This is a genomic window from Scytonema sp. NUACC21, assembly GCF_054684315.1.
In genome coordinates this window covers 1-12,978 of sequence record NZ_BAAFZH010000075.1, presented here as the reverse complement: position 1 = coordinate 12,978, position 12,978 = coordinate 1, and the positions used below count along the sequence as shown (strand labels likewise).

Annotated in this window: 14 protein-coding genes; 10 read left to right on the top strand and 4 right to left on the bottom strand. The window is 40.3% G+C overall.

Annotation, left to right across the window (positions count from 1 at the left end; genetic code table 11):
- Positions 1–235 precede the first annotated feature (235 nt).
- Positions 236–2,440, bottom strand: a complete 2,205-nt coding sequence (locus tag ACYRY3_RS15105) for a HEAT repeat domain-containing protein (RefSeq protein WP_460202461.1) — start codon at positions 2,438–2,440, stop codon at positions 236–238.
- Here ACYRY3_RS15105 and ACYRY3_RS15100 point away from each other — a divergent pair.
- The 8 genes from ACYRY3_RS15100 (at position 2,420) to cas6 (ending at position 9,174) form a co-directional block, all read left to right on the top strand.
- Complete coding sequence (locus tag ACYRY3_RS15100) at positions 2,420–3,103, top strand: AAA family ATPase (protein WP_460202550.1); 684 nt, start codon at positions 2,420–2,422, stop codon at positions 3,101–3,103. The two genes, ACYRY3_RS15105 and ACYRY3_RS15100, sit on opposite strands and share 21 nt — an antisense overlap.
- Positions 3,104–3,265: 162 nt before the next feature.
- Positions 3,266–3,829, top strand: coding sequence for a hypothetical protein (locus ACYRY3_RS15095; RefSeq protein WP_460202460.1), 564 nt, complete (start codon positions 3,266–3,268; stop codon positions 3,827–3,829).
- A gap of 10 nt (positions 3,830–3,839) precedes the next feature.
- Positions 3,840–4,754, top strand: coding sequence for a hypothetical protein (locus ACYRY3_RS15090; protein WP_460202459.1), 915 nt, complete (start codon positions 3,840–3,842; stop codon positions 4,752–4,754).
- Between the two features lie 5 nt (positions 4,755–4,759).
- The gene (locus ACYRY3_RS15085) at positions 4,760–5,374 is read left to right on the top strand and encodes a CpaB family protein (RefSeq protein ID WP_460202458.1); all 615 of its coding nucleotides are present in this window, start codon (positions 4,760–4,762) and stop codon (positions 5,372–5,374) included.
- A gap of 189 nt (positions 5,375–5,563) precedes the next feature.
- Positions 5,564–5,731, top strand: a complete 168-nt coding sequence (locus tag ACYRY3_RS15080) for a hypothetical protein (RefSeq protein WP_460202457.1) — start codon at positions 5,564–5,566, stop codon at positions 5,729–5,731.
- A gap of 528 nt (positions 5,732–6,259) precedes the next feature.
- Positions 6,260–7,423: a WG repeat-containing protein gene (locus ACYRY3_RS15075; protein ID WP_460202456.1), complete on the top strand. Its 1,164-nt coding sequence runs from the start codon at positions 6,260–6,262 to the stop codon at positions 7,421–7,423.
- Between the two features lie 257 nt (positions 7,424–7,680).
- A complete protein-coding gene (locus tag ACYRY3_RS15070; protein WP_460202455.1) occupies positions 7,681–8,034 on the top strand; it encodes a hypothetical protein in 354 nt (117 codons plus the stop codon).
- 303 nt (positions 8,035–8,337) lie between these two features.
- Positions 8,338–9,174 (top strand): CRISPR-associated endoribonuclease Cas6, encoded by an 837-nt coding sequence (gene cas6, locus ACYRY3_RS15065; protein WP_460202454.1) that lies wholly within the window; start codon positions 8,338–8,340, stop codon positions 9,172–9,174.
- Between the two features lie 135 nt (positions 9,175–9,309).
- Here cas6 and ACYRY3_RS15060 read toward each other — a convergent pair whose 3' ends face one another.
- The 3 genes from ACYRY3_RS15060 to def all read right to left on the bottom strand — a co-directional run bounded on the left by ACYRY3_RS15060 (position 9,310) and on the right by def (position 11,278).
- Positions 9,310–9,672, bottom strand: coding sequence for a hypothetical protein (locus tag ACYRY3_RS15060; RefSeq protein WP_460202453.1), 363 nt, complete (start codon positions 9,670–9,672; stop codon positions 9,310–9,312).
- Positions 9,673–10,496: 824 nt separating this feature from the next.
- Positions 10,497–10,694, bottom strand: a complete 198-nt coding sequence (locus ACYRY3_RS15055; protein ID WP_460202452.1) for a hypothetical protein — start codon at positions 10,692–10,694, stop codon at positions 10,497–10,499.
- A 20-nt stretch (positions 10,695–10,714) separates the two neighbouring features.
- Positions 10,715–11,278: a peptide deformylase gene (gene def / locus ACYRY3_RS15050; RefSeq protein WP_460202549.1), complete on the bottom strand. Its 564-nt coding sequence runs from the start codon at positions 11,276–11,278 to the stop codon at positions 10,715–10,717.
- Positions 11,279–11,659: 381 nt separating this feature from the next.
- On the opposite strand from def, the gene ACYRY3_RS15045 reads away from it, so the two are divergent.
- Positions 11,660–12,562, top strand: a complete 903-nt coding sequence (locus ACYRY3_RS15045; RefSeq protein ID WP_460202451.1) for a cell division protein FtsX — start codon at positions 11,660–11,662, stop codon at positions 12,560–12,562.
- A gap of 158 nt (positions 12,563–12,720) precedes the next feature.
- On the top strand, positions 12,721–12,978 hold a 258-nt coding region (locus ACYRY3_RS15040; protein WP_460202450.1), incomplete at its 3' end, for a DUF3598 family protein.

The window sequence follows — 12,978 nt, the reverse complement described above, 5'->3', positions numbered from 1 at the left end:
TGAAGTAGGGGCGAACGGTTGTTCGCCCTTATAACAACCTATACCTACTCTGCGTTTTAATACGTACATACGTGATTTTTTACACATTAACCTTAACTGAACCTTATTGGTATATCTTCTTAATTACCTCATATCTTGCACCACCATTTCCCAAGCGAAAATAATAGGCTGAAAAGCTTATTATTACGTAGGGTGGGCACCGCCCACCACCCCTTTATTGAGAAGGTGCAAGATGTCAGTTACTGGCAAAATTTAAAATGATTCCATCTGGAGCACGCATATAGAGTACTGGTGTAGCAAAGTCGGGTTTATCCAATCCAACTTCCTGAGAAATGGCGTTGCGGGTTGTCTGGATAGCAGTGTCTAAGGGATAGTTCAAGACAAGGGTACGGTAGAATTCATCGGCAAAAACCTTGGCGGTGGTATCGAGGATAGGATATTGCATGGCAATTACCGCTGGTATTCCCCGACGCACCAGGTTAGGTGCTATTCCTGCAAAGATTTGATGCTCCGACACCTCTGCTCCTTGACAAGAATTGAGCACAGCTAACCCCAGGCTGCTATTGCCCAAGAAGCAGTTGGCGAAACCTTCATCATCCAATAATTTAGCTGTCTTATTAGTATCTTCCAGCGCTATGTAGCCTTTGTTGTTCTCAAAAACACTATGCCCGATGAAGTGGAATATATTGTAGGGTTTTTCGCGCAGCTTTTGATTAATGTTGCGAATGGTTGCTTCTCGTATAATATCTAACTCTATTTTACCTGCTTCTATGTGTTTTTTCAGCGCTGACCGAATGAGGGTTTCTTCACCAGTTGCGTCTAATTTTGTTAAATCGGTAGGAGATGAAATGACAAGTAGCGCTTTCAGGGGTAATTTAGCGGCTATGACCCGTTTTTGCAGGGGAACATCAATATAGCGAGAGAGAACTGTTTGGGTGTTGTTTCCTAAAAAGCTATTGGTTTCCTCGTCATAGAGGAATTCCCAGGGGAGAGCGGCTAATTGGGGAGATTGAAATATCAAGCGCAAGCGGACGCTATATCCCTTTGCTTGTGCCCCCGCTAGTGTAGCATGGAAGCGAGTGTTAATTTGGTTGGGAAAAAGGGCTTGGTAAAGTTTACGACCCAGTAATTTGAGCAATTCGCTATCTGTTTGTCGAAGCTTAATTAATTTTAATGTTAAGTTAATCTCGTTCATTTCCAAGTGGAATTCACCCAAAGCCTCACCTTGTTCTGAAGAGGCGCGAATTTGGTTATTTCTATCAACCAATATTTGAAAATCTTGGTATTTCATAGTTTCCGATTCGGTTTTAGTCGCCTCTTGAATTAAGGGAGAATGAAAAAGTTCGTGGTTATAAAACTTGTAACGCTCTTGAATTTCTGAAATAATATTCTTTGCATTGTCTACCCCATTTAATCGTAACTGCCAAATAGGAGAAAGTATTTCAGAACTACCAGTTTCTCCTAATGCATATGCAGCCCACAAACGCACAAAAGAGCCTTCATCATTCAAAGCTTGAATCAATGCTGCTACTGCCTGGGTATTTTGGATTTTTCCTAATGCATATGCGGCACTCCCTCGCACAAAAGAATCTTCATCATTCAAAGCATTAATCAATACTGCTACCGCCTGGGTATCTTTGATTTCTCCTAATGCTATTGCAACGCTCGAACGCACAGAAGAATCTTCGTCATTCAAAGCACGAATCAATGCTGCTACCGCCTGGGTATCTTTGATTTTTCCTAATGCATCTGCGGCACTCTCTCGCACAAAAAAATTTTTATCATTCAAAGTATGAATTAATACTGATACCGCCTGGGTATCTTTGATTTTTCCTAATGCATCTGCGGCACTCTCTCGCACAAAAGAATTTTCATCATTCAAAGCATGAATCAATGCTGCTACTGCCTGGGTATCTTTGATTTTTCCTAATGCTCTTGCAGCGCTCGAACGCACATCAGAATCTTCGTCATTCAAAGCATGAATCAATGCTGCTACCGCCTGGATATCTTTGATTTTTCCTAATGCATCTGCGGCACTTCTACGCACAGAAGAATCCTCATCATTCAAAGCATGAATCAATACTGCTACCGCCTGGGTATCTTTGATTTCTCCTAATGCTCTTGCAGCACTCGAACGCACATCAGAATCTTCATCATTCAAAGCATGAATTAATACTGCTACTGCCTGGGGATCTTTAATTTTTCCTAATGCTATTGCAGCACTCGAACGCACAGAAAAATCCTCATGATTCAAAGCATGAATCAATGCTGTTACCGCCTGGATATCTTTGATTTTTCCTAATGCATCTGCGGCAATTCTACGCACAAAAGAATTTTCATCATTCAAAGCATAAATTAATGCTGTTACCGCCTGGGTATCTTTGATTTCTCCTAATGCTCTTGCAGCACTCGAACGCACATCAGAATCTTCATCATTCAAAGAGAAACTCCAAAAAATATTAAAGCAGCGTTCAACAAAGCCCGCGAAACCGGAGCAGTATTATTCTTTGACGAAGCTGATTCAATTCTTGGCAAACGACTCACCAATGTTACCCAAAGTGCCGATCACGGAGTCAATGTTAGCCGTTCCGTCATGCTGTTGGAGTTAGATAAATTCAATGAGTGCGTAATTTTTGCTACTAATTTACCAGGAAATTACGATGGCGCATTTGTGCGAAGAATTCAAGCACATATTGAATTTGAACTTCCAAACGAAGAATGCCTTCTACAATTATGGAAATTATTACTACCTATAGAAGTTCCGTGTGCTAATGACGTTACCGTTGAATGGTTAGCGCAAGAGTCTACAGGTTTAGCTGGTGGAGATATTCTCAATGTAGTTAAGTTAGCTGCAAGCCAAGCTGTTGTCCGGACTGGAGAAGAGCGAAGGATTTTGCAATCCGATATTCGGAACGCAATCACCCAAGTCAAGCTTGGCAAAGAAAAAGTTGGTACTGGATTTTCTTATCACAACCAACCTACTACAACAGCAGTCAAAGAAGAAATAGTTTCACCTGAAGAATTGCCTTCTCAAGTTCGTGAGAAATACGAGCAAGTCTTGCAACAGGATAATGTTTCCGATGCTATTGCTGTTGGAAATTAATAAAGAATAACTCTATGTAAGGGTGGTGTTTCAGATGTGTTGAGGATGATGTTTATATCTATTTTACAGCAAGTATTTAAATAACTGAATCGACTCTGTAGGAACGCCACTCGTCCATTCTTTAAGCACTTTTTTTATTAATTCGTTACTGAAAATAATTACATGAACTGCGTAAAAGACCACATAACCAAGAACTTTCAGTTACTTGTTGGAACACTAAGTCCAGCAGAAGCTTTGGCTCGACTAGTAGATGACAAATATGGTGTCGTTTTGGATGAGCATTCAGAACCAGTAGCACTGGTTTTGGCTGATGATTTAGAGCGAGCGAAGAACCAAGGTTCTACCTCTTTATTGGATATTAAGGTAGGGTTCCCTCCTACTATCATTGTTGGTTGTCAAGTGGATATGCAAGACCTCGTGAAGTGGGAAAGTATTATCAAGCAGTATGACAAAACTAAGGGAGCAATAGTCATCGATGATAATACAGTTGTTGGGATATTAACTGTTGCAGCTATTCACGAATATTTAAAAAATCGTGATTATCAATTGCGCGGTAACATAGGATCTATTGGTGACAGTGGTTTAGGAGGGAAACACCAGCAACCAAAGTGCTCCGTTCGGTGTGCTAAGTGCGATTTTGCCAATAAGTTGTCTTTTTTCAATCGGAAAAAACTGCCCACCTGTCAAAATCCTAATGAACCAAAGCATCCGCTAACACTCTCTTAAGGAAACAGTTATGTTAAATGATGTTCTCAAAGAAGCCCCCGGACTTCTTGGTCGCCGTTTCCTCATGAATGCCTTTTTTCCCAGTTTTCTTTTTTGGGGATTGGCGATCGCAGTTGTACTTGCGGGACAGGGAGATTTTGTTAGCGTCTTGAAAGAATGGAATCAACTAGATAGTATATTAAAAGCTTTGCAAATTATTGGCTTTTTTAGTTGGATTTTATTCTTCTCTATTATCTTATCTAGCCTTTTTAATACAATCCTACACTTTTATGAAGGCTACTGGAATTTTCCACTCAGTCGATTATTAGAAAATAACCGTAAGAATTGGTATCAAGCTCGTTTAAAAGACTTAGATAAGCCAGTTAATTATGAATCTATCTACTTGTATTATCCCCCAGAACCAGAACAGGTTATGCCAACTCGCTTAGGCAACATTCTCAAAAATGCTGAGCTATACTCCTTCTATCGCTATGAGATAGATGCTGTTCTTATCTGGCCGCGTTTGTATAATTTGTTTCCTGAACGTTTTATTCAGACTATTGCTGAAGCAAAAGGCTCTCTAGACTTTATGCTTGTGGTTTCTGCTTTGAGCGGTATTTTTGGTCTAGTCACTGGTGTTTATTTAGTAGTTGTTCAGGCATCTGGATGGCTTTTTCTAACGTGTTTTTGGGGAGGATTATTCTTAGCGATGTTCGCTTATCATAGCGCTTTAGAAAGTGCCTTACTTTATGCTCAACAAATTAAAGCAGGCTTTGACCTTTATCGTAATGAATTATTAAAACAAATGCGATTAGAACTGCCCAAAACACCCTCAGAAGAGATTGAACTCTGGGATAAGATTCATCAGTTGCTTTATAACAGCAATACTACAGTATTTTTACAGTACAAAGATCCTGATGCAGCTAAAACTCAAAACTCGCCATAGTGTCTATGAAAATGCTCTTCAAACAGTGGCTGTTTATACCATCCCTCAGCCAATGGATAACTATACTGGCTTTGTTTGTTGGAGTTACCGGGGCTATTTACCTCGAAACTCAAACGAAAATTGAGATTCAAGTTCCCAAACGGGATTTACCTGTCTATTATCAGATAAAACCAGACGATCTCAGTTCAAAAACTTACGCGAAAAAAGACATTCCTTCAAAGATTTTAAAAGAATCGCAAGAACTTGTAGGTCGTTACACCCTGACCAAAATTTCTAAGCAAAAGTTTTTAACTGAAAAACTTCTTAGCTCTAAAATCGATCCGAGTCGCTTAGTTGATACTGTTGCCGTTGGTATTCCTGCAACACCTGCGATGATATTAGGTGGTAACTTGCAAGCAGGCGATACTGTAGACATGACCCTTGTTCCCACTACAACTAAGACTAAATCTTTACCATCTCCTATAGTATTTCCTAACATCTTAGTGTTGGATGTAAAGCCAGTATCTCAAGGCAGTACTTCATCTACATCTGTAGTTGTAGTTGCCTTACCCTTAAAACGTCAACAAGACTTTGCTAGCAAAAGCTTTGGTGCAGCCTTCTTGCTTACCCGCAAGCTTTAAGTTAGTCAAATTCAAGTTAAAACAATAAAAATCTGGAATGCAAATTTTGAACCATGTACCCCAATTAATAAGTTAGAGAAGGCAGCTATTAAGAAACATAGGGAGTAGGAAGTGGGTTGCTAATTCCAAATTTCACATCACTAACCAGCCTTTTACCTTTAACTAAACTATATTGTTATAACAACTCCTATGGCTATACTTAACAAATCTGGGGTTACTCCCATAAGCTTTGATAACGAAATCGCAAAACTCACTAAAGGTTTCACAGGTCGTGAATGGGTGTTGGAAGAAATTGAACGTTGGCTCAAACACTCTCAGGAGCGCTTTTTCGTTATAACCGGGGAACCCAACAATTAGGCATTTTTAGAATAGTGGGATAGGTTCAAAGTTTGCACGATGGGCATTACAAGCGTTCCCAAATACTCGCTATCACATTTTTTTGTAACATTTATCACATAAAATCTAAAATAAAAGTGAATTTTCATCTGACTCTTTACATTCCGTTAAAAGTCTGGCTAGAAATAACTCCTGGTGGGTGTAGGCTTCTGGCACGCTCGTAAGGTTTGCAGAACTTCCTTGCTAGGGCGGCACGCTCCGCGCCATCGCACTCTCTATTTACAACCTAACTACTCAACCAGCGATACAAGTTGTTTAAGAAGTGTGGATACAGAAAAGTGTATTTTTAAAAGCCAGATTTAACGTGTTGAGAAAACCTTTAACACGTTAAATCTTTGAGTGGATACAGAAAAGTGTATTTTTAAAAGCCTGATTTGACATTCAAAGCAACATAAAGTGTAGCTGCACCATTTGGTGTTTTTTCTTATCTTAATGATTAAAGCTAAATGCTGACTACCAACAGTATTAACAATCAGGGAGATAAAACCTATGCCGCATCATCCACCACAATCTAATAAGTCCCCCCAGCAGTCAAATAACTTATGGAAGAATTTGCCCAATATCCTTAAAGGATGTGCTGCTATAATAAGAGCCATAAAATGGAATGGAGGTATCACCTCTATCACAGGGATATTGGTAATTGGCATACCCTCTACTATATTAATAACAAAAACTGTTTCAAGTTTATCACCAATTCCCCCTCTACCAAAAATCGATTACGAAATTGAATCAAAATTTGACATGGCTGATGCCTTTTCTGAAGGGCTAGCACGTGTAAGAATTAATGGCAGAACAGGCTATATCAACCCAACTGGTAACATTGTAATTCCGCCAACTTTTGATGGTGCTCAAAGCTTTTCTGAAGGACTGGCACTAGCATGGACTTATGGTAAGAACAGGGGCTATATTAAGAAGGACGGAACATTCTCGATTCAGCCACAATATGCAAGAAATGCTGCCAACCAATTTTCTGAAGGATTAGCACGTGTATGTCCTACTAGTATTTGTGGTTATATAGACAAGAATGGGGAAATTGCCGTTGAACGGAACTTTAGTGGTGCTGGTGACTTTTCTGAAAATCTAGCACCAGTAAAAATTGATGACAAGTGGGGTTACATTAACACAAATGGTAAAATTGAGATTGAGCAAAAATTTGATGAAGCTCATAAATTTACCCAAAAGCTAGCACCAGTAAAAATCAATGCCAAGTGGGGTTACATCGACACCAATGGTACCATTGTTATTCAGCCACAGTTTGATAATATTGGCAGCTTTTCAGAAGATTTGGCACCAATAAAAATTAACGGCAAGTGGGGTTACATCCACACAAATGGCACCATTGTTATTGAGCCACAGTTTGATGATGCTAAAATCGATCCCTATTCAAAATTTAGATGTGATGTCGCAGAGCCACGCAAAAATCTACATTCCGGAAATTCAGAGCCAATCAACTGTCACAATTTAGAAAACCGATATAACTTCTCAGAAGGGTTGGCATCGGTAATGATTAAAGACAAGTGGGGTTATATCAACAAGAAGGGTGAAATCGTAATCCATCCACAATTTACACGAGTTAGCAAGTTTTCTGAAAGGCTTGCGGCGGTATGTAATGATAACAAATGTGGCTATATTAGTAATCCCTTAACACAATAGGTAAGCATTGACTCTCTCCGACCTAAAGGTTCGGAGATTCCCTAGGAAGTTTTGCCATATTTTCTAGGTATCCGACTGTCAGGTTTAGTATATTCACTTAAATCAAAAAGACTTAACTGAGTACTTGTTACCACACAGGCATGGTGCGCTTCCGCACTCCCGATTTATTTTAGGTGAAAAGTGAGCCATCATATTAGGTAGCTGCTAACATCAGAAAGACGAAAAATTTATTGATAAAGCTACAGAGGTTTCTGATTATGACTCAAGACGACCCCATCCGCCCCCGCCCTCGCCCCCAACCAAGACATGAGTCAGATGATGGGAGACCTCGCCCTCGTCCCCGGTCAGAAAGACCCGAATATGATGAACCGGAACCGGAACCAGTTTTTGGACAACATATCCGCTTGTTAGATGTCGATAAACCTGAAGGACGGGTTATTTGCGAATGTTGGCATTGTAAAGAAGGTATGTTGATTCAGCACCAGCGCGAACCACAGCAGGAAGAAATCAGGGTTACTTGTCCTCATTGTGGCAGGACAGGGATTAAGTTACAAGTAGCAAAGATTCTGTCAGTTATTCCTATTCCATCACCTTGGCAGTCAGTGTCTTAATCTTTGTCTAAAGCTTTACTTGCAACACGAATTCATGCACTTTTCTACCAGTTGCTAATCCTGCAAGTATAACAATTTAGTTGATTCTTTGCGATTCGATATAGCAGTACAACAATATGTACTGCTACACCCATCGTTGAGAACCCGTTTATAGTGATGGTCACAACGCGGACAAAACCTCGGGCTTTTCGTGAAATGGTATAGGTGTAGTTTTCTGGCGAGAAGGAAGTCATTGTTAATAAACACGACTGCTAAATTATAGTTATTAACAGCGTTCATATTTTTCTCTATGAAAAAAATTCTATGCCTCACAGCCTAGTTCTGCATTTACTTCCTCAATCTCCCATTCCACAACAATTCTTAACTGGTAGACATCTCCATGCACTGTTTCTTAACCTTGTTAGTTCTGTAGATAGAACACTAGGCTCAAGCCTTCATGACGCTACTGCTGACAAAGCTTTCACTATCAGCCCGTTGCAAGTCAAAGCTAACCCAACAAACAAGAACAAAACTTCAGAGCAAACTTTGCAATGGGAACACGAAAAACCCATACCCACGGGAACTCCTTGTTGGTGGCGCATATCTTTGCTAGACGACACTCTCTTTGGTCAACTGACTCAACTCTGGCTCAATCTTAATCCTTCTCATCCTTGGCACCTAGGACCCGCGAATCTATATATTACTACCATCCTTGGCACCCCTCAGCCAAAGCAACCTTGGGCAAATGCCACAACCTACGCCCAATTATACGAGCAAGCTTCCGATAGCGATCGCCAAATTGCCCTCAATTTTTGCACTCCCACCAATTTCCGCCAAGGTCATTTTGACGCAGCTTTACCAACTAGGGAATGTGTTTTCAATAGTTTACTTCAACGCTGGAATAAATACAGTGGTATTGCTTTACAACCAAATCTAACAGAAGTCATTTTCCCCAGTTTCTTTAATATTCGTACAGCGGTAGCAGTTGATTCTCGCAGCAAGTTTATTGGTTGTGTCGGCGAAGTGAATTATCGAATTTTAGGAAATGTCGATCCACTGATTATCAAACATATCAATGCCCTTGCTGATTTTGCTCTCTACTGCGGTGCAGGACGCAAAACTACAATGGGTATGGGAATGATGCGGCGATTGGGAATATGAAATATGACTGCAAGTCATTTTGCAGCTACATTTCAGCGCTACTCTTGCGTGCCGCAGGTTAGATAGCGCAACTACGAACTTATATGTTTTTCTTTGCACTTTCAACCTGCACCACCAGGAATTTTAAGGTACTGTTTATTTGGAAGTCCCTAAAGAACGTGGAATATAGGGAGGTGCGATCGCTTTCTGACAAGCCAGTACTGTTTTTAATAGCTTTAAATTCAGACCCAAGCCTTTCGTAGCAACTTTTTCAGTATGTGTTCCTCTTAATTTAAAAAAATCTACGTATTTTTGAGCTAATTCATTACCTAATTGAGCCAACTCTATCATTTTATCTACTGCTAATAAATCCAGAATGCTATCATGTTCCCAATCAGGAAGAGCATCTAAATCTAACCAGTTAGCCACTTCTTTTGATGAAAAAAAGCCATAGCCGTTGAAAAAGATGTAGGCAAAACTTACCTGTTTACCTAATTCATCAATATCTATGTTGTTCATACAATCTATGAAATTACAACTAAACCCTATCTGTAAATAGGGGCACAAAAGCTATATTTGATATAGCGAATATATTAACTTTTTATCTCAAAACTAAATTGTATTGTAAGGTACAAGAATTAGAAACTTGTATTCAGGAAGTAAGATTAAAGTACAGACAAAGCACTGTCATTGAAATTTGTAAGCTTGGCAGTGGTAGTTTGAACTTTTCTGACACAACGAGGGAAAAAAGAGAATTATATCCGTTTTCATTTGGATGAATTAAGAGGTGTTGTTGTTTTGCAACCTTACGGACGTACCTTATTTAGGAATCCTTGAAGCTTTTGTGGGATGGGTATCTTTGTCCGTCTCATTACGGAATTTAGAAGTGCATTCGTGACATAAAACAATTTGATTAGATGTTGGGTTTCGTGACTCAAACGCCACTTGCTTCAATGGGGGGAACCCCCAAAACGCAGTGGCTCCCCAACCTACGGACTGATTTTTTTATCCTTGATACTTCATCCTTCATACTTTATTGTGTGTTGGGTTTCGTGCCTCAACCCAACCTACGGGCTGTGGTATGTCTGAGATTAAATGTTGCGTAGATCTCCTCAACCCAACCGACGGACTGATTTTTTTATCCTTGATACTTCATCCTTCATACTTTATTGTGTGTTGGGTTTCGTGACTTAACCCAACCTACGGGCTGCGTGCCCGTTCTACAAGAAATTTTTGGATACTTTGTGATTTGGAAATCTCTAAGTAAAAGGTAAAAGGCAAAAGGTAAAAGAATTTATATTTCCTTTGTCCTTTTTCCTTTCCCTTTTTTTTACACCTGATGCTTATTTAATATTAGCTTTAGCATCCCTCACTGCAGCAACAAAAAATAATCCTGTCAGTGGAATGCTGAGTGCTAAAATAATTGCGGTTGTTTGGGTGCCTAAATCTGGTTGACCGGAAGAAAGTTCAAAAATTGAACCAACTGCTGCTATAGCTGCAATACAAGAACCAGCTAGAAACAAACCGCTTTTTGGAGTCATTGTATTCACTATCAAACCGCCTATGATACTGGTTTTACTGCATGATGGGAAAAGCCGTGCTTAGAAAGCTCTTGTGCTAAAGCCAAAGAATTTTCTACTCTGTCTACAAATACTACACCGTTAAGGTGATCCATTTCATGCTGAATGCAGCGTCCCAGTAAATCTCCAGCTTTTAACGTCCTCGGACGCCCGTTCTCATCTTTGTAGGAGACTTCTATGACTTCGGGACGCTTGACATCCAAATACACCCCTGGAATGCTCAAACACCCCTCTTGAGCAACACACACTTCGCGACTGACCTGTTTAATAGTGGGGTTAATGAGTACCAAGGGGGGATTGGCTGGGTTATCTGGTTCGCAGTCAATCACAATCAGTTGTTTGTTGATTCCTACCTGAGGTGCAGCCAAACCAATGCCATCCTTGCTATACATGGTTTGGAGCATATCGCGAATGATTTGGCGAAGTTCCTCGTCTATTTTAGAGATGCGTTTTGCAGGTTGACGGAGCACGCGATCGCCCAAATAGTGAAGTTCTAATGGAGGATTTTGTAACTTTTTCTTTTCAACGGCGATTTCTATAGGCATAATCGTGTAACTCGCTTCTTTTGGGTAAGTCTTATAAGTATAGAGACGCGGCATACCTAGTCTCTACAACCATCTTAACAATTCCGGTTCCTGGTTAAAGATTGTTTGAAGTTAAGTAGGTCGGGATGAAAAAAGGTAACTGGGAATGGTCGTCCTTAGTCCTTAGTCATTAGTCATTTGTAAGGCTTTCCGCCATATTTAAATTTTGTAATATAGTTCTGTTTATTCCCACCCACCTACTTATACTATTTCACGAAAAGGATGATACAAATCGTGAGTGTAGAGACGTGCCATGGCGCGTCTGGACAAAATTTATATTTATCATGATTAAAGTTCATAAGATACAATCGTATCTCCAAAGGACAAAACTAGAGGCGTGGCGTGTTTAAATTCTTCACCAAATCCGACTACCTACTGAAAGAGACCTTCCTCGGTTTGCAACGTGGCGGATGGATGAACTGGGCAGCCGTGAGTACTGTCACCGTGTTATTGTTTTTATTCGGCATGAGCATGCAAACTTCCTGGCAATTAGAACAGCTGCTCAATCAATTTGGCAGCCAACTGGAAGTATCGGTTTATCTCGATCCGGGTGCTCGGGTGGAAATGATAGAGCCACTTGTGGCAAAAATGCCAGAAGTCGCGTCTATTCAGACAATTACCAAAGAGCAAGCTTGGACTAAGTTAGTTCAGGAACTGGGAATCTCTGATATTGACGGTGCCACTCAGCAGCTTGGTGATAATCCTCTGGTGGATGAGTTGAAGGTCAAAGCGCAAAACTCTTCTGTTGTACCCACTTTGGCTACTCAATTGGCTAAATTACAGGGAGTTGATGCAGTACAGTATGTAGATGAAGCATTAAAACGCATTGCCCAATTGCACCAAGGTTTAAACTGGGTTTCACTAATTATTACCACTATCCTTACCTTAACAGCAGTTGCCGTCACCTCAACCACTATTCGCCTGATTGTCATAGCAAGACGGCGGGAAATTGAAATTATGCAACTGGTGGGGGCAACTTCGGCTTGGATTTATTTGCCCTTTATTTTACAAGGAATCATTTTTGGCGTTCTTGGGGGCGCGATGGCTTGGGGTTTTATTAGCTGCCTTCAACAGTTCTTCGGCAAGTGGCTGGCAAACCAACCCGAATTTATTCAGTTTCTCACCAATGGATTGCAACTGACTGCCTTGCAAACGCTGTTACTACCCCTGATTCTCCTGAGTTTTGGTGCTGTGGTGGGATTATTGGGAAGTTTGTTTGCAGTGCGACGATTTGCCAAAAGTTAAGTCCAACTAAGTAAGTGGACAGAAATAAATAGAACTGTGTTACGAAATGTCAACCGACCCGAAATCCTTACTAATGACGAATGACAAAGGACTAATGACAAAGGACAACGTTAACTGGTTAACTTTATTTATACCGACCTACTTAACCTTAACTGACTATGCAATCACAATGGGTATCGTTGCTGAAAAATCTTGGCGAATGGCAAGGTTCATTCACTCGCCTTTCAACTCAAGGTGAAATTTTAGAAGATATTCCTAGCGTAGTTTCCCTAGAAGGGCTCAATGATAACCAGACAATTCGTCAGACAATCCGTTTGGGAGGAAATCAAAAAGTTTTAGAATACAGTACACTTGGTCGGGGTGTGCTGTTTTTTGAAAATGGGGCGTTTTCTCAAGGTTCTATTCAACTCGCACCA

Coding starts and splice junctions, on each gene's coding strand:
- ACYRY3_RS15095 (WP_460202460.1), top strand. CDS start 3,266: ATGAACTGCGTAAAAGACCACATAACCAAGAACTTTCAGTTACTTGTT.
- ACYRY3_RS15090 (WP_460202459.1), top strand. CDS start 3,840: ATGTTAAATGATGTTCTCAAAGAAGCCCCCGGACTTCTTGGTCGCCGT.
- ACYRY3_RS15085 (WP_460202458.1), top strand. CDS start 4,760: ATGAAAATGCTCTTCAAACAGTGGCTGTTTATACCATCCCTCAGCCAA.
- ACYRY3_RS15080 (WP_460202457.1), top strand. CDS start 5,564: ATGGCTATACTTAACAAATCTGGGGTTACTCCCATAAGCTTTGATAAC.
- ACYRY3_RS15075 (WP_460202456.1), top strand. CDS start 6,260: ATGCCGCATCATCCACCACAATCTAATAAGTCCCCCCAGCAGTCAAAT.
- ACYRY3_RS15070 (WP_460202455.1), top strand. CDS start 7,681: ATGACTCAAGACGACCCCATCCGCCCCCGCCCTCGCCCCCAACCAAGA.
- cas6 (WP_460202454.1), top strand. CDS start 8,338: ATGCCTCACAGCCTAGTTCTGCATTTACTTCCTCAATCTCCCATTCCA.
- ACYRY3_RS15060 (WP_460202453.1), bottom strand. CDS start 9,672: ATGAACAACATAGATATTGATGAATTAGGTAAACAGGTAAGTTTTGCC.
- ACYRY3_RS15055 (WP_460202452.1), bottom strand. CDS start 10,694: ATGACTCCAAAAAGCGGTTTGTTTCTAGCTGGTTCTTGTATTGCAGCT.
- def (WP_460202549.1), bottom strand. CDS start 11,278: ATGCCTATAGAAATCGCCGTTGAAAAGAAAAAGTTACAAAATCCTCCA.